Here is a 15,874-nt window from a genome sequence, read left to right as displayed (position 1 = left end):
TATCCCGAGGCGTCGGCGCACCACGGCAGCCGACGTGCCAGTGACGTTCAGGAGAAGCCATGACAAACCGACAGCGGCGCTTCCGGCCGACGCAGACCAGACAGGTCCGGATCGCCATGGCGGCGGTGGTGCTCGCCGCCACCGGCGCGCTCACCGTCACCTTCGTCTCCGGCGGCGGCAACGGCACCGCGGACGCGGCGACAAACCTCGCGCAGTTCGTGGCGATCGAGGACGTACGGCCGAACGTGTCGAACCCGAAGCCGACCGTCGGCGCCGCCACCGGTCGGTTCACTGTGGACTGCGGCACCAACGAGAACGGCAAGTTCAGCCCGGACAACCCGGTCGCACAGCCCGGTGTCAAGAACGGCGCCGAACATGTGCACGACTTCGTCGGCAACCTGGCCATCACCGCGGACTCGTCCAACGCCGACCTCGCCGCGTCCGGCACCACCTGCAAGAACGGCGACAGGTCGTCGTACTTCTGGCCGGTCGTGCGCATCGACCGGACGGTCCGTAGCGGTGACCGGGTCGCGCAGGCCCTCGCCCGGACCCAACCGATGATCGTCTGCCCTTCCGTGCGGGACCGGCTGCCCGCCGTACCCCTCCGGGTCCGCGACACGGTCGACCGTCGACTCGCGGAACTGGACCGCCTGAACGCCCAGGCCGGCCGGCGGATGACCGCCAGCCGAGGTCGGGTCGACGCCGCCCTCAACAGGCAGGTCCTCGACGCGCTGCGGACCCGCCGCGCCATCGTGATCAAGAACATCAGCAACGCCCTGCGCTCCGCCGGCACGGCTCGGCCGGCCGGCCTGGTGTCGCTTGTCGACTGCGATGTGAGCTACGACGGTATGCACGCCTCGATGCACGGCCCCAGCCATGCTGCCAGCGCCACGGCGGACCGCGTCGCGAACCCGCGGCTCCGCTGCCCCACCGTGCGCGGCAGGCTGCCCGGAGTGCCGGCCCCAGCCGTCGCCGAGGTCAACCGTAACCTCGACGAGCTCGACCGGCAGATCTCCGAGGCCACCGAACGGATCGCCACCAGTCGAGGTCAGGGCGGCCCCAATTTCGTGGACAACGCGATCGTCGGCCCGCTGACGGCCAAGCGGATCGCCGTGCTCGACCGGATCGGCATCGCCATCGGACGTCACACCGCCCGGCCGCAGGGTCTGGAAGCGCTCGCCGCCTGCACCGTCGACCAGGCGGCCGGCGACCCGGGGCCCACCACGCCCGGCAGCGCACCCAGCCCGACGGCGTCCGCGCTGCCCGAACCCCAGGGGCCCGATTTCGAACTGCCCGGCAACACCGGTGGCATTGTCCGCCCCGCCCAGGTGCTCATCGAGTACCGGGGCAACCCGGTCAGCAAGGTCGTGCCGATGCCCAGGTTCCTGCGGGCGCTCACCGGCGACGCCAAGCCCACCAGCCGTGGCCCGGCCAACGCCCGCCCGTCCTGGACGTGCTCCGGCTTCGCCGACCGGCTCGCCGACAAGTACCCGATCTGCCCGGTCGGCAGCCAGGTGCAGCGCGTGCACGACTTTCCGGGCTGCTGGGACGGCCGGAACATCGACAGCGACAACCACCGTAGCCACGTCGCCTTCACCGACCCGGCCACCGGCGCCTGCCCGCAGGGCTTCCGAGCGATCCCGCAGCTGCGGATCACCATTTCCTACGACATCCCCCGGGACGTGCAGGAGAAGGGTCAGTACGCGCTGGACTCCTTCCCGGAGGAGAACCACAATCCCTTCTCCGACCACGACGACTTCATCAACGTCAACTCCACCCGCACGATGAAACACATCGTCACCTGCATCAACAAGGGCCGGGACTGCTCGTGAATCCGCAGACCGTGTCCCCGTCCGCCGACCTTGCCGTCATCGGTGGCTCGGGTCTCTACGCGTTGCTCGACGGCGCCACCGAACACGTTGTCCAGACGCCGTACGGTGCGCCATCCGACGCGGTGACGATCGCCGACGTCGGCGGCCGTAGGGTGGCGTTCCTCCCTCGACACGGCCGCGACCACCGGCATCCTGCGCACCGGATTCCCTACCGGGCCAACCTGTGGGCGCTGCGGTCGCTCGGGGTACGCCAGATACTCGCGCCGTGCGCCGTCGGTGGCCTGCGGCCGGAACTCGGTCCCGGCACGTTCGTGGTACCCGATCAGCTCATCGACCGGACCAGCGGCCGGGCTCAGACGTACTACGAGCAGGGCGCGGTGCACGTCTCCTTCGCCGACCCGTACTGCCCGGTCGGTCGGCGTACCCTGCTGACGGCTGCCACCGGCCGGTCGGTGCCCGCGCACGACGGAGGGACCATGGTGGTGGTCGAGGGGCCGCGCTTCTCCACCCGCGCCGAATCCCGGTGGTACGCGGCGGTCGGCGGCGCGGTCATCAACATGACCGGCCACCCGGAGGCGGTTCTCGCCCGGGAGTTGACTCTCTGCTACAGCTCGATCGCCCTGGTGACCGATCTGGACGCCGGCGTGGAGAGCGGTCACGGGGTGACCCAGCAGGAGGTGTTCCGGGTCTTCGGCGAGAACACCGAGCGGCTGCGCGGGCTGCTGCTCGACGCGGTCGCCGCGCTTCCGGTCGAGCGGGACTGTCCCTGTCCGCACAGCCTGGACGGCATCACCCTCCCGATCGAGCTGCCCTGACCCGCGGCCGGAACCTCGTTCGCCCGGCTCAGCTGGCCTTCTCCTACCTGGTGGAGGCCGGCTGAGCCGGTGACCGGGCCGCTCCGACCGAGGCGATCAGCTCCGTTCGAACATCTCGGGACTGGTGCTCGGGTCGGTGAAGCGAAGTCGGTAGAGCGCGGGCATCGGCATCTGCCGCACCGTGGCCCAGCTGACCGGCACGCCGAAGCCGGCCAACGCCCGGCAGATGAAGGTGCCGTGGCTGCCGACGAGAACCACCCGGCCGGCGTGGTGCCGGGCGAGTGCCCGCACGGCCTCGACGGCACGGATGCTGAGCTGATCGAGGCTCTCCCCGCCCGGGCGTGCGTAGCAGAGGTCCGTCCAACTCCTGACGTAATGCCGCTCCCAGACCTCGGTGAAGGCAAGGCCGTCGTCCCACTCGCGCAGCTCGGTCCGGGTGCGTACGGGCAGGCCGAGCGCGTCGGCGGTCGGTTGGACGGTCTGAATCGCGCGCCGGTACGGGCTGGACCAGACCGCCGCAGGGCGTGGCTCGGTGAGCGCGGGCACCAGCTCGTGCGCCTGCCGCAGCCCGTCCCTGGTCAGCGGGCGGGTGAAGTCGTCCGGACCGTCGGCGGTCGGCGGGACGGACCGGGCGTGCCGGACCAGCACGATCTCGGTCGGCATCAGAGACCTCCGCTGTCTCCGTGACCGTACCCCTGCTGCCGTGTCCATCCATCGACGACATCGTCGCCTTCTATCAGGTGCTGGGCTTCCACCCGACGTACCAGCAGCGCAAACCCAACCCGTACGTGGCGCTCCGGCCGTTGTCAGACAGTGCCGAGCCGGCGTGCCGAGCGGGGCGCCGGACGCGTGGGCCGGCCCACCCGGGCGACGTGTAACAGCCGGTCCGGTGCGACGTCCAGCAGCGCACCGAGCGCCGTCCGGGTGGCATCGACGTCGATCAGCTGGCTCAGCGGATGCGCTGCCAGCCCGGCGGTGTGCAGGGTCAGCCAGACCCGCAGCAGCACCCGGCCGAACTCGACCTGACCAGGCCGGTCGAGGTCCGCCGGGCCGACGAGGACCAGCACCGCGCCGCCGCGCGCGAGCGGTTCGTCGGCGGCGGCGAGCAGCCTCGGCAACCCCAGCCGCCGCAGCAGCGGGTACGCGGCCAACGCCGCGCGCAGCCCGGTCGCGGCCGGCCGCGACAACGCGAGGCAGCGGTCGTTGAGCCCGTCGGCGTGGTAGCTCGGATGCGTCGGATCGAGCCGTAGCCAGCGGCGCAGCTCGGTGACGACCGCCGGGTCCGCGTACAGCCGCCGGTCGGCGGCGCGTAGCAGGGCACCGAGCCGATCCGGGTACGGTACGGCGAGGAGGCCGCCGCCCGCCTGCCGGGCGACCGAGTCGACCGCGTCGAGGGTCTGCTGCTCCGGACCGGCGGCGAAGCGGCCCCGGTCGGTGCGGCGCTGCCACACGTCGGTGGTGCGAAACGGCGTCGGGTAACGGTGCCGGGCCGGCCGCAGCCGGCCCACCTGCCGGTGCTGTTCGTCGAAACTGGCGATGAACTCCAGCCGCAGGCCGGCGTCGGCGGCGACGATCAGGCAGGTTTCGACGAACGCGCCGAGGGACAGGCGCAGGTCCCGGCCGGTGGGGTCGGCCGCTGGCAACGTGTGGGCCGCGTGCCAGCCGACGTGGATAGCCCCGGATTCGTAGCGCAGCCGCCACGGCTGGGTGTTGTGCGCGCTCGGCGCCCGCCAGCAGAACGGCTCCAGCGCGCGGAACGCGGCGAGGTCCACCTACCGCTCCTTCGCGTAGAAGGTGTACCCGTGCAGCGGGCGACCGCCGAGCCGCCGGTACTGGGCGGCCGACGCCGGATTGTCCCGCCCGACGTAGGTGCTGCGCAGCGTCGTGTAGCCGGCGGCGTGCAGGTTGCGGTGCAGGTGCGTGGAGAGCAGCCGCTGGTAGCCGCGCCCCTGGTACTGCGGCAGCACGCCCTTGACGATCAGTACCGCCTCCCGCCGGTAGCGGCGACGCGTGGCCAGCAACCGCACCTGGTTGACCGGGTGCAGGTCACCGCGGACGGCGACCAGGAACTCGCTGATGTCCGGTACGCAGAGCACGAACGCCACGGGCTGCCCGTTGCGGGTCAGGTAGAGCAGCAGTGACTCGTCGAGCAGGTACGCCAGACCGTCGGTCTGCCGCCGTAGCTGTCCAGCGGAGATCGGCGTGTAGTAGCCGAGCTGGGCGAAGGAGGCGTTAAGCATCCCGCGCAGCAGGTCGAGCTGGTCGTCGAGCCGCCGGACATCACCACGGTGCAGCTCCAGCCGGGCGTCGTCGGGCGCACTGCGAGCCGGCTGCGCCGGGGCGGGCACCGGGCAGATCCAGGTGTCGGACTCGAACCGGCGGTGGAACCCGTACGCCTCGTATGCGGCCACGTAGCGCGGCGGGTTCCAGGCGCTGTCGACGAAGCCCCGCTCGGCGTAGCCGGAGGTGATCACCCCGCCGGCCTGGTTGGGTAGCAGCGCCGCCGGGCCGAACAGCAGGTCCCGGTCGGCGTCGGCATGCGCGGCAATCGCGTCGAACAGCGGCCCGGCGGCCGGCGCGGTGAACTCGGTCAGCCCGAACAGCTGGCACCGACGGCCGATTTTCGTGTCGAACGCCGGATCGGTGTGCAGGGTGGTGCGTCCGACCACCGTGCCGGCGGCGTCGCGCAGCAGGTACAGCGGTACGCCGTCGCGCCACCACCGCCGGATCTGCTGCCGGGGAACGGGTACGTGACGCGGTTCGTCGGCGTACAGCCGGTCGGTGAACGCCAGGAACTGCCGCAGGTCCCGGCGGGTGGTGACGCGGTCGAACCGGTGGCTGCTCACCGCCGGACCGCCGGACCGGTCGTCTCCGCGCCCAGCGGGGTGAAGGTCGCGATGTGTCCCATCTCCGGGCTTTCGGCCCGCCATGCGCCGTTGGAGTACCCGTCCGGAGCGGCGCTGTAGAGCCGGATGAACCCGGCGGTGGCATTGCGGGTGCCGTCGGTCAACCAGACCATCAGCCGGCGGTGATGGCGGGTACGGGCGAAGCGCAGCATCGCGTCGCGGTCGGTGAAGAACGCGATGGTGCCGAGGGTCAACGGAAACTGCCAGTAGACCGTGTGCCAGCAGTAGCCGGACATCCGGCGCATGTCCCGGACCATCCGGAACCAGGCCGGCGCCAGTCGCAGCAGCACCAGGGGATTGGCGTACCGGGTCCCACCGATGAACATGGCACCGGCGCGGGCCTGGGCGGGAGCGCGGGAGAAGTCGCGAGTACGCATGGTCACCTCACCAGGTAGACGTTCTTGATCTTCTGCTGCCCGGCGAACGGGCCACCGCCGGGTTCGTGCAACTCCACTCGCAGGTCACCGGCGGTCGGGTCCTCCACGAGGGACTGGGCGAAGTCCCGGGAGACCGAGGTGAGATGGCGGCGTACGCCGCTGCGGCACGCGGCGGCGAGCGCGTCGCGCTGCGCGGCGGCCAGCGGGCGGCGCAGTTCGACGTGGATCACCGGCCGGGTCTCCAGCGTCGCGTCCTCGACCAACGCCAGACAGAAGCGGTTGATCTCGGCGGCGTGCGGATTGCCGGTGTAGAGGCCGTACTCGACGTCCTGGGGGTAGAGGTTGGCCCCCAGGTAGGAGACAGTGGAATCGCGCCGTCCGAACAGCAGCAACACCGGCAGGGTCATCCGCTCGGCGGAGACGGCGGTGCGGAACTCGGCCCCGCGTACCGGGTCGGCCTGCGCCAGCTCGACGATCCGCCGGTACGGCACCAGCAGCGCCTCGTCCCCGATGTTGTAGCGCAACCGGGGTTGCAGCACGTCGGTGGTGACCGTGCAGACCAACTCCCGCCGCTCGTTGGTCTCCAGGTAGGTGCTGAACGGGTTGTACTGGAACACCATCGGCAGCCGCTGCTCGTCGGCGCCGAGCAGCGCGGTCCGTAGGGCGCGGTCGGTCTGCAACCGCCGTCGCAGCCACACCGTGAGCCGGGTCTCCGCACCGATGCCGATGGTCAGGTCCGACGCACCGTACGCCGAACGCACAAGCGCGAACCGCTGCTCCAGGTAGTCGCGCAGCGCCTCGGTCATTCCCTCGCCGCCGCAGCTGGCGAAGATGCGGTACCGCGACCACGGGAAGCCCTCGGCGTCGAGCCGGTCGCGCAGGTGTTTCAGGAACGGCGGATACGCGGTCACCAGGTAGTCGAAGTCGGAACCGAATTCACGGAGCGTGTCGACGATCTTCCCGAGGTCCGGGCCGGTGTTCTTCACCACGGCGATGCGGGCCATCGCGGCGCCGGTCGTCGTCCCGGTCGCCCAGGCGCCCATCGAGTAGGCGTTGATGACGAACGGTCGGCGCATCGGAAACACCAGCCCGGTGTAGCCGGCGATGTCGCGGTGCACCGCGCGCAGTTCCCGCTCCGCGCGGGGCCAGTTGAACGGCTGCCCGGACGAGCCGGCCGACTCGTCGACCACCACCCCACGAGTGGGTAGCCGTCCCCGCCAGCAGCGCGCGGCGGCGTCGTAGGCCGTGACGTAGCGGAGCTTGTCGGTCTCCGGAAAGTCGTCGAGTCGGCGGCGGTTACCGGCGGGGCGGGCCCGCAGGAAGGCCCGGTAGGCGGGTACCTGCCGGGCGGCTCGTACGCAGATCGCCGCCGCGTTCGCCGCGGCCAGCCGGTCCAGGAACGGGTGGTGCCGCCGCGCCAGCCACCGCCACCCGGCGGGGTGGCGGCCGGCGAGCCGGCTCAGCGCGGCGACCAGCCGGCCGAGGGTCGCCAGGACGACCTGCCGGGCACGCGCGGCCACGACCGGCAAGGGGGAATCGGCGGTACGCAGGGCAGGGTGTCGGTGTGGCAGTTCGGCCATGACGACATCCTGTCGACGCCGCGGCGTCGACACCTGAGCCCACGCACGGTCCCCGCTGAGTATCCCTACCCAGCCGGCTTCACGTGTTACTCGTTGAGCAGCTGCTCGCGGAGGATGTCGGCGTGCCCACAGTGCTGGGCGAGTTCGCGCAGCACGTGCAGGTACACCCACCGTAGTGGCAGCGGGCCCCGTCGGTTGCCGCGCAGTGTGTCGTCCAGATCCAGGGACGACGTCGCCTGGCGTGACGCCTCGCAGGCCTCGCGGTGCGCCTGCTGGACGCTGGCGATCGTGTCGCCGTCGTCGAGGACGAACGAGTCGTCCGGCGTCGCCGGAATGCCGATCTCAGCGCGCGACCGGCACGTGACGGCTTCGTCGAACCAGACCTTCTCCACGAAGGTCGCATGCTTCACCAGCCCCAGCAGCGTGGTTCGGGAAACCACCAACGAGCGGCGTGCCTGCTCCTCGGTCAGCCCGTCCAGGCAGCTGGTGAGCGCCCTGCGGTGCTCGTCGATGAACGCCTCGAACTGGGCCTTGGCCGGCTGTGCGACGACCTGGTCGGCGAAGGTGGGTGGGTAGGAAGGCATGGACGTAGCATCTCAGACCGCCACTCAGCAGCGGCCACACCGCTCCTAGACTCCGTCGGGTGATCGTACGCAGGGCTGGCGTGGCAGACGTGGCGGCGCTCGCGGAACTACGCGGCATCGACGGGAACACGCTCCGGGCGTACGCCGACTGGGTGGCCGCCCACGCGCAGACGCACCTGCCGTTCGTCGCTGAGATCGACGGACTGGTGGTGGGTGCCGCCTGGCTCCATGTCGCGCAACGGGTGCCAGGTAACGGAGCGCTTGAGCGCTGGTACGGCGACATCCAGTCGGTCGAGGTCCGCGCGGAGTACCGCAACCGCGGCATCGGCGGCGCACTGATGGCCGCGATCCTGGCCGAGGCCCGCGCCCGGGGGCTGCTGCACGTGACCGTCCACTCCGGCCGCCGCGCGGTCGACTTCTACCTGCGCAACGGCTTCACCCAGCATCGCCAGATCCTGCTCTGGGAGCCGACGCACCGGCCGCCGTCGTGACCGTACGCGGCCGTTCGCTTGCTGCGACCCACCCTGCCCGACCCGGGCCTGCCCGGGCCTGGCTCGGCGGCGTAAATCGGTCGCGTGCGGTGCGGCCGGCGGGGACGATACGGCGATGCCCGGTGCACCCGAGGGATTCACCTACCGCCTCCGCAAGAACGGTGACGTCGAACTGCTCCATCACAGCCGGCCGGCCGGCGTGCTTCGGGGTTCCGCTGCGGCCCGGTTCCTGATCGACGTCAACACCGAAGATCCTCAGGAGTTGATGGCGCGCATCACCGGCAACTACAAACACGGCAACGAGCGGACGGCCAAGAAACACCCCCGCAACCGCCACCGGTAGCCCACGTCGGTGTGCCGACACCTCCCCCGGTCCAGCTGTGGCCGGATTCCGGCAGCCTGTAGTCGGGCCGTCAGGTGTCGGTTTCGAGGGCGAAGGTGTTGCCGTCGGGATCCTGGAACCACGCGATGCGTCCACCGCCGGCCCGAGCGGTGATTCCCCTGGCGTCATGGTCCAACTGGTCGTACCGGATGATGTCGACGCCGGACGAGACGAGTTCGTCGACGATCTGGTCGATGTCGTCGACGTACCAGGTCGCCAGGGTCGCCGGGCTTTTCCCGGCAGTGACCGACTGGTAGACGTTCAGCGCCATCCTGCCACCGCAACCATAGATGCGGCTGCCGTCGGCGATCTGGGCGCTGGGGCCGGACTGTAATGCCTGGAGGCCGAGCTTGCCTTCGTAGAACGCGATCGCCAGTTGGATGTCGGACACCGCGATCGACACTCTGAGGTCGTACCTGCTCAACGGCATGCACCACTGTCGCACAGGGCTAGCCGACCGGAGGGCTTACCAGCATGGTCCTGCCTCGCAGGTCGGCTACCAGACCATCGCACCAGTACCACCGAAGGTGCCGGTCCTCGAAGCCCCGGAACTCCGCGCAGATGCGGAACTCCAGCCGTACCCAGAAGTCCTGCTCATCCATGGCGACCCCCACCGACAACCGGGTGCCATCGCACCGTACGCCACGTTCGATGACTGATCGACGGGCTACTGTCGCTCGCGTACCAGATCGCGCTCAGACCTCCATAGTCAGACGAGGACGGCTCAGTGAGTGATGTTCCGGATCTCGGCCCCGTGCCGCAGCGCATCACCGTCGACGCGGAACAGGTGCGTCGGCTCGTCGCCGACCAGTTCCCGCACCTGGCCGACCTCCCGGTCGAGCCGGTGGCCAACGGCGGCTGGGACAACTGGACCTTCCACCTCGGTCCCGACCTGCTGGTGCGTCTACCCAGCGCTGCCGAGTACGCCCTGGCGGTCGACAAGGAACATCGTTGGCTGCCGGCCCTCGCTGCCCGGCTGCCGCTGCCCATCCCCACCCCGGTGGCGAAAGGCAGACCCGACGCGAGTTATCCCTACCCGTGGTCGATCTACAGGTGGCTCGACGGCGAGCCGGCCAGCCTGGACCGCATCGACGACCCGGCGCGATTCGCAATCGACCTGGCCGAGTTCCTGGTGGCGTTGCGGGCCGTCGACGCCGCTGGCGGTCCGCAGCCGGGTGTCCACAACTGGTTCCGGGGTGGCACCCTGCGCACCTACGACAAGCTTGTTGAGCAGGCGCTTGCGGAGTTGGACGGCCACGTCCATGCCGAGCTGGTGCGCGAGATCTGGGCGACGGCACTCGACGCCCGCTGGGACGGTGTCGACCGGTGGTTCCACGGGGACATCGCCCAGGGCAACCTTCTGCTTGCTGACGGCCAACTGGCGGCCGTCATCGACTTCGGGACCTGCGGCGTCGGTGACCCGGCCTGCGATCTGGCGATCGCCTGGACGTTGCTGACCGCCGAAGGCCGGCAGGAATTCCGTGCCCGGCTGTCGGTGGATGATGCGGCGTGGGCGCGCGGCCGTGGCTGGGCCCTCTGGAAAACCCTCGCCACCTGCGCCTCCACCTTCGATGCCCCCGAGGACGCAGCAGAGTTCGCGGACGCGCACCGCATTCTCGCCGGCATCCTCTCCGACTACGTGCCCAGCACTGTCACCAAGCCTCGCCGGCAACAGTGACACCCGCCCTGGCACCCCTCGGCCCCGGCCGGAGCGTTAGGTTGGGACAGATGCGCACCATCGCGAGCGATCGCCTGCTGCTGCGTCCCTGGCGCGAGGAGGACGCCGACTTCCTTCTGGATCTCGAGTCGCGCTGGGAGGTGGTGCGGTTCCTGGGCGCGCGGCCGACACTCCTGAACAGCCGCGAGGACGCCCTCGCCTCGATCGCACGCCGACGCGCCATCGACGATCCGATCCACGGGATCTGGGCCATCACCACCGCGACGGACCGCCAACTGGTGGGCAACGTCCTGCTCAAGCCGATTCCCCTGTCGGCCGGCGAACCTACTGACGGCCCGACCGATGTCGAGATCGGCTGGCACCTGCATCCGGACGCCTGGGGGCACGGCTACGCCACCGAAGCAGCGGCGGCGGTCCTGGACGACGCGTTCGAACGAGGTCTGACGAGGGCCATCGCGGTCACGAACCCCGACAACCATGCCTCCCAAGCCGTCTGCCGGCGGCTCGGCATGACGCGCCTCGGCCGGACGACGAGGTACTACGACACGACGAACGAACTCTTCGAGAAGCTGGCCGGCTGATCGGCACAAAGACCGCGACAGCCATCTTCGCGTCGTGGTGTTTGCACGTACGTTTTCCGGGTGACCGTGTACGACATAGCCGCCAAGCTGCCGCCCATCGACGTGCTGCGGGATCGCTGCAAGGCACTCGCCGTGCTGGAGTGCATCGTCGACGGTGCCGAGCCCCACTACGCCTACACCCGCGCCTGGGGCGACGACGAGGCGGCACTGATGAACAACGGCACCGGCGACGAGTGGGCGGTCGTGTTCACCGCCGATGGTGCGTTCATCCGCGCCTTCGCCCACGAATCGGCGATGACGCCTTACCGCGATCCGGACCACGAGCTGTGGCCCGGGCTGCTCGACGGCATCCCGTCGGCGTTCCGTCCGCTGCTCGACGACATCGTCGACCAGTACGTGCAGTTCGCCGAGGACTACTACGAGATCGAGGTGAACCGGAAGGCCATCGAGCACATCGTCGCGCACCGCCCGCTCACTGACGTCGTGGTGCAGGCTCTGAATCCGGACGTGACCGCTGCGGGGCTGCACGAGGAGATCACCGCGATCGGATATCCGCTCGCCGCAGCGGCCTGACCGGCCCTTGACCTCGGCATCGGGACGTGTCGACCGTTCCGAGCCCCGCCCTGGCCCGCTACGGCGCGGGTTCGAGTACGACGACGGGGATCTGGCGGGTGGTCTTTCGCTCGTATTCGGCGAAGAATGGGTACGCAGCCTTCTGCGCGCTCCAGATCCGTTCCCGCTCGTCTCCGGTGGCCACCCGGGCGACCAACTCGACCGTGTCCGTGCCGATCTCCGCTCGCGTCTGCGGATTCGCGATCAGGTTGTGATACCAGTCAGGGTTGGTGGGCGCGCCGGCCTTGGACGCGAACACGGCGTAGCCGCCGTCCACCTTCTGGTACATCATCGGGTGTACGCGGGGCTGGCCGCTCTTGGCGCCGACCGTGTGCAACAGCAGCAGCGGCTCGCCGGCGAAGTGACCGCCCACCTGCCCGCCGTTGGCGCGAAACTCGGCGATGACCTTGTCGTTCCAGTCGCTCATGTCTTCCCCTCGACCAGTGCGTGCCGGCTTCTTGAGTCCGATTCTGACAGTTCCGGCTCCGCCTCACCCCGTGACGCGACCGGGCACCGCGCGAGCTTCTCCACCGACCGTCCGTGGCGGGTGGTCACTGCCCGTGGGACGCGGACAACGGCAGGAGTGGACGGACAACGGCCCGGGTCAACGCGTCCATCCTGGTGTCAAGCGTCGATGATCGAGACGCGGTTGGGGTTGCTCGGCTCGGGCTGAAACATGGTCAGCAGGCTCTCGCCCTCGGCCACGACGGCGTCGCGCTCGTCCGTCGTGAGCGTACGTAGCGGCGTGATCCGTAACGTCGCCGCGCCGTTGTCGGCGGTGACCGCCCAGGTGCCCGAGACCCGTCCGTCGACCAACAGGAAACGCGCGCCGGTGACGCTCAGCCCGCGATGTTCGACGTCGATGACGCGGCTGCGGTCGTCGTAGCCGAGCACCGCGTTGTCGAACGCCGGCAGGAACCGCGGCGGCGCGGGGGTGTGCGGGTCGGGCAGTGCGCCGTCCGGCACGTCGAGCAACTCGCGGCCGCGCTCGTCGCGGAACGTCCGCAACGAGGGGCGCAACCGTTGGACGGACTCCCGCAGCCCGCCCAACCCGGACCAGGCTCGGATGTCGGCGGTGGCCGCCGGGCCGTACGCGGCGAGGTAGCGCAGGACCAGCGCGTCGACGGTGGCGGGCGACGTCGACGCCAACGGCCGACCCAACCACGTCTCGATGGTGGTGTTGTACGCGGCCGCGCGCTCACCCCAGACACCACGCGGTGGCACCTGCACGAGCGGCACGAGCGTGCTGAGCGCGTCGCCCAACGTGCGCGCCTGCACACCCGGCCAACGGTCGGCAATCACGCGGGCCGCCTCGGTGAGCATGCGCGGCCGCTCCTCGAACAACGGTCTGCCCAGTTTCGTCAGCTCGTCGAGGTCGACGCCGGGCAGCGCCCGGCGCAACGTCGACCACATGCGTGAGACCAGCATCGTCTGGTGCACCGGCCGCAGCGTGACGCAGTCGTCGGCGGTCACCAGGTGCAGGGTGCGGCGCATCAGCAGGGTGCGGACGGCCCGGCGGCTCAGCAGCAGCTCGGCCAGCGCCGCCGGCTGGAAACCGGCCAGCCGGCTCCACAACCCGACGTAGGGCTCCAACGGCTCCTGCGCCTGCAACCCCACCAGGTGCTCAAGGGTGTCAGCGACCGGCATGTCGTGCCGTTGCATCAGGAGCTGACGGGCCAGCAGCGCCCGGTTGAGGGCACGACGGTCGAGCACGCTCATGGCGCCGACGCTATCGCCCACCCCGGACATCTTCTGCTCGGCGGATCCAGGTGTGCGACGGCTTTACCCTCGCACGCTGGTCAGGCTACGAGCAGGCGGAGACCGAGCTCCGCCGTGTCGAGGGCGACCAGGTCGCGGTTGCGCTCGGCCCACCGACCCGAGGACAGGTCCTCGCGGAGTCTGCTGACCGCCCGCTGCTCGGCCTGCGGTCCGACCCGGGCCCACACCGAAACCGCGCGGCGTACGTGTTCGTCCAGGTACGCCTCAGGTCGACGCCAGTACGCCTCAAAGAACCCGTCGACGCAGTCCCAGGGCACGAGCACCGGCTCGGCGCGCCCGCCGATCGCATTGGCCAGATCGGCCAGCGACGGCCACCCGACGAGGAGGTCAGCGAACTCCGGCAGATAATCGCGGGTGAGCCAGAATCGTTGACGCCAGCCGGTGTCGTCGGCGTCGTACGTGAACACCACCACGCGGCGGGCCACCCGTCGCATCTCGCGCAGCCCGGCGACGGGGTCGGGCCAGTGGTGCACCGTGCTGACCGCCATCGCGGCATCGAACGACTGGTCCTCGAACGGCAGACTCTGCGCAGCGGCGGCCACGCACGGTGCCGCGCCCGGAGGACGCAGCGCCCGCATGACCGCCGACGGCTCCACCGCGGTGACGTCGCGGTCGGGCGGCTCGTACGAGCCGGTGCCGGCTCCGATGTTGAGCACCGTCCGGGCGTCACCCAACGCATCCCAGATGCGCGCGGCAATCCGTGGCTCGGTGCGCCGCGTCGCGGGATAGTCGGCTCCGATGGCGTCGTACAACTGTGCCCCGAACACTCTCAGCTGCTCCTCCGGTGTCGTCCTGATTCCCCTCGCCCGTGCCTCCAGCTCCCGGTCGATGGCCGTCACCATGGCGGCAGCGCGATCACGCTGATCCATCAGCAGGCCCCGCAGCCGGCACAGATGTGCGACCGTGTCCGTGGTCGGATCGTCGACCAGGTCCGCGATCTCGCGCAGACCGAAGCCGAGCCGCCGGTAGGCGAGCACCTCCCGGAGCCGCTCCACATCGTCGGCGGAGTAGGCCCGGTGTCCGGCCGCGGTTCGGGTGGACGGTTCGAGGAGGCCGATCTCGTCGTAGTGGTGCAGGGTGCGGACGCTGACGCCGGCCAGCTCCGCCACCCGTCCCACGGTCAGATGCTCCGCCATGGCACGACTATCGGGCATCACGCCGCGTGAGGAACAAGGCTCGCCGCCGCCCGATCTTCCTCAGGTCCGCGCCAACGTCTGCGCGCGAGCGCGACCGTATTCGGCCAGGGCGTGAAAGGCGGCCTTCGGCGTCCACGAGCCGTCGGGCAGTACCCGCACGATGCCGCGCGCGGCCAGGTCGTAGTCGTGCGCGGGGTCGCCGGTGGTGGGTAGGTGCCGGTTCGCGAACGTGTAGACGAACGCTGCCTCCACACCGCCACGCTCGTAGTCGCGTAGCAGATCCAGCAGGTAGCGGGACTGGCCTGCCTCGTCCCGTTCCAGGCTGGTGGTGAGCTGCGCGGCACGGCCCTGCTCGTCGTAGGTCACCGGCTCCGTCGCGCCCGCGACGTCGGCCGCGCCCCGGAAGGTGCAGCAGCCGAACTCGGTCACGGCGTACGGCTTGCCCTGCCCCACGGCAGCGGCCAGGGTCTGCGGAAATGCCGCGGCGTTCGTCGCGTCACGGTAGCCGGCGTCGCTGGCGATGATGTCGAACGGCGCCCAGTCGACGTCTTCCAGGGGGATCGCGGCGTAACCGACCAGGCCGCCGAACCGCTGCCGCACCGCAGGCATCACCTCGGCGAAAAAGTCGTGCACGGCGGCTCGGGCTATCGGGACCGCCTCCCGCATGCGCATCGGATCGGCGAACAGTGCCATCCGCTCGACGAGGTCACGACCGGGCAGGAATCCATCGGTGAACAGGGAGATCTCGGAGCCGGTGAGGTACACGACCGAGGCGCCGGTGCGGCGGAGCCGCTCGGCCCGCTCGGCGCCGTCGAGCAGGAACGCTTTGAGCCCGTCGCGGTCGAGGCCATTGGTGAAGGGGGAGTACCACACCTCGAGCCCCGATTCGACGGCGAATCGCGCGGCCAACTCCAGCCGGTCCTGGACACCGCCGGTGAGGCGTACCGCGTCGCAGTGCAACTCCTCGCGGATGACGCGCAGGTCGCGCCGGACGGTCTCGGGGTCGAACGGCTCGTGGGTGGTGGAGCCGGCGCTGACGAAGCCGGTGTCGTAGTTCATGCCGAAGACACGCACGGGGACCTCCTCGCCCTTAGGGTACGCGCAGTACCGTACAGGGTACG

The 15,874-nt window shown here is 70.4% G+C and carries 19 protein-coding genes and 1 pseudogene; 8 read left to right on the top strand and 12 right to left on the bottom strand.

Translation table 11 applies throughout. The features are described 5' to 3' along the window. Window positions 1-59: 59 nt before the first annotated feature. Window positions 60-1,832, top strand: coding sequence for a DUF1996 domain-containing protein (locus Vse01_RS18450; RefSeq protein ID WP_093408764.1), 1,773 nt, complete (start codon window positions 60-62; stop codon window positions 1,830-1,832). An 11-nt stretch (window positions 1,833-1,843) separates the two neighbouring features. Then, entirely contained in the window at window positions 1,844-2,647 is an 804-nt protein-coding gene (locus Vse01_RS18445; RefSeq protein ID WP_093409058.1) for an S-methyl-5'-thioadenosine phosphorylase, read from the top strand. 96 nt (window positions 2,648-2,743) lie between these two features. Here the strand turns inward: Vse01_RS18445 and Vse01_RS18440 are convergent, their stop codons facing one another. Next, window positions 2,744-3,310, bottom strand: coding sequence for a histidine phosphatase family protein (locus tag Vse01_RS18440; RefSeq protein ID WP_093408762.1), 567 nt, complete (start codon window positions 3,308-3,310; stop codon window positions 2,744-2,746). Window positions 3,311-3,330: 20 nt separating this feature from the next. Between Vse01_RS18440 and Vse01_RS29710 the strand changes: the two are divergent. Further along, window positions 3,331-3,447 (top strand): annotated as a pseudogene (locus Vse01_RS29710) (DUF8817 family protein); the annotation flags it as partial. A 6-nt stretch (window positions 3,448-3,453) separates the two neighbouring features. On the opposite strand, the gene Vse01_RS18435 reads toward Vse01_RS29710, so the two are convergent. The 5 genes from Vse01_RS18435 to Vse01_RS18415 all read right to left on the bottom strand — a co-directional run bounded on the left by Vse01_RS18435 (window position 3,454) and on the right by Vse01_RS18415 (window position 8,094). After that, window positions 3,454-4,419, bottom strand: coding sequence for a nitroreductase family protein (locus Vse01_RS18435; RefSeq protein WP_093408760.1), 966 nt, complete (start codon window positions 4,417-4,419; stop codon window positions 3,454-3,456). After that, the gene (locus Vse01_RS18430; RefSeq protein ID WP_093408758.1) at window positions 4,420-5,493 is read right to left on the bottom strand and encodes a GNAT family N-acetyltransferase; all 1,074 of its coding nucleotides are present in this window, start codon (window positions 5,491-5,493) and stop codon (window positions 4,420-4,422) included. It lies immediately after the preceding gene. Beyond that, entirely contained in the window at window positions 5,490-5,930 is a 441-nt protein-coding gene (locus tag Vse01_RS18425) for a DUF4188 domain-containing protein (protein WP_093408755.1), read from the bottom strand. The genes Vse01_RS18430 and Vse01_RS18425 overlap by 4 nt, the downstream gene beginning before the upstream one ends. 2 nt (window positions 5,931-5,932) lie before the next feature. Continuing rightward, complete coding sequence (locus Vse01_RS18420) at window positions 5,933-7,510, bottom strand: phenylacetate--CoA ligase family protein (RefSeq protein ID WP_093408753.1); 1,578 nt, start codon at window positions 7,508-7,510, stop codon at window positions 5,933-5,935. Between the two features lie 86 nt (window positions 7,511-7,596). Beyond that, window positions 7,597-8,094 carry a DinB family protein gene (locus Vse01_RS18415; protein WP_093408750.1) on the bottom strand — a complete coding sequence of 166 codons (498 nt, stop codon included), beginning with the start codon at window positions 8,092-8,094 and terminating at the stop codon, window positions 7,597-7,599. 59 nt (window positions 8,095-8,153) lie between these two features. Here Vse01_RS18415 and Vse01_RS18410 point away from each other — a divergent pair, with 59 nt between their 5' ends. Then, on the top strand, window positions 8,154-8,585 hold the full coding sequence (locus Vse01_RS18410; RefSeq protein ID WP_232511384.1) for a GNAT family N-acetyltransferase: 432 nt from the start codon (window positions 8,154-8,156) through the stop codon (window positions 8,583-8,585). A 115-nt stretch (window positions 8,586-8,700) separates the two neighbouring features. Beyond that, complete coding sequence (locus Vse01_RS18405) at window positions 8,701-8,928, top strand: hypothetical protein (RefSeq protein WP_093408745.1); 228 nt, start codon at window positions 8,701-8,703, stop codon at window positions 8,926-8,928. Between the two features lie 70 nt (window positions 8,929-8,998). Here Vse01_RS18405 and Vse01_RS18400 read toward each other — a convergent pair whose 3' ends face one another. Beyond that, a complete protein-coding gene (locus Vse01_RS18400) occupies window positions 8,999-9,391 on the bottom strand; it encodes a VOC family protein (RefSeq protein ID WP_373870684.1) in 393 nt (130 codons plus the stop codon). A gap of 25 nt (window positions 9,392-9,416) precedes the next feature. Then, entirely contained in the window at window positions 9,417-9,569 is a 153-nt protein-coding gene (locus Vse01_RS18395) for a hypothetical protein (RefSeq protein ID WP_170863564.1), read from the bottom strand. A 125-nt stretch (window positions 9,570-9,694) separates the two neighbouring features. Here Vse01_RS18395 and Vse01_RS18390 point away from each other — a divergent pair, with 125 nt between their 5' ends. Genes Vse01_RS18390 through Vse01_RS18380 form a run of 3 tightly spaced genes read left to right on the top strand, consistent with a single transcriptional unit; the run spans window position 9,695 to window position 11,799 of the window. Continuing rightward, window positions 9,695-10,645, top strand: coding sequence for an aminoglycoside phosphotransferase family protein (locus Vse01_RS18390; protein ID WP_093408740.1), 951 nt, complete (start codon window positions 9,695-9,697; stop codon window positions 10,643-10,645). Between the two features lie 50 nt (window positions 10,646-10,695). After that, entirely contained in the window at window positions 10,696-11,226 is a 531-nt protein-coding gene (locus tag Vse01_RS18385) for a GNAT family N-acetyltransferase (RefSeq protein WP_093408738.1), read from the top strand. Window positions 11,227-11,286: 60 nt separating this feature from the next. Next, window positions 11,287-11,799, top strand: a complete 513-nt coding sequence (locus Vse01_RS18380; protein WP_093408735.1) for a hypothetical protein — start codon at window positions 11,287-11,289, stop codon at window positions 11,797-11,799. Between the two features lie 58 nt (window positions 11,800-11,857). Here the strand turns inward: Vse01_RS18380 and Vse01_RS18375 are convergent, their stop codons facing one another. The 4 genes from Vse01_RS18375 to Vse01_RS18360 all read right to left on the bottom strand — a co-directional run bounded on the left by Vse01_RS18375 (window position 11,858) and on the right by Vse01_RS18360 (window position 15,827). Continuing rightward, window positions 11,858-12,265 (bottom strand): nitroreductase family deazaflavin-dependent oxidoreductase, encoded by a 408-nt coding sequence (locus Vse01_RS18375; RefSeq protein WP_093408733.1) that lies wholly within the window; start codon window positions 12,263-12,265, stop codon window positions 11,858-11,860. Window positions 12,266-12,462: 197 nt separating this feature from the next. Further along, window positions 12,463-13,557, bottom strand: coding sequence for a winged helix DNA-binding domain-containing protein (locus tag Vse01_RS18370; protein WP_093408730.1), 1,095 nt, complete (start codon window positions 13,555-13,557; stop codon window positions 12,463-12,465). An 80-nt stretch (window positions 13,558-13,637) separates the two neighbouring features. Beyond that, window positions 13,638-14,753 (bottom strand): MerR family transcriptional regulator, encoded by a 1,116-nt coding sequence (locus Vse01_RS18365; protein ID WP_093408728.1) that lies wholly within the window; start codon window positions 14,751-14,753, stop codon window positions 13,638-13,640. A gap of 60 nt (window positions 14,754-14,813) precedes the next feature. Then, the gene (locus Vse01_RS18360) at window positions 14,814-15,827 is read right to left on the bottom strand and encodes a glycoside hydrolase family 113 protein (RefSeq protein WP_093408725.1); all 1,014 of its coding nucleotides are present in this window, start codon (window positions 15,825-15,827) and stop codon (window positions 14,814-14,816) included. Window positions 15,828-15,874: the final 47 nt, after the last annotated feature.

Origin of the sequence: Micromonospora sediminimaris (genome assembly GCF_016863575.1) — a bacterium.
In the GTDB taxonomy this organism is placed as follows: domain Bacteria; phylum Actinomycetota; class Actinomycetes; order Mycobacteriales; family Micromonosporaceae; genus Micromonospora; species Micromonospora sediminimaris.
The sequence above is the reverse complement of the archived record's forward strand: the minus strand, read 5'-3'. Positions and strand labels throughout refer to the sequence as shown.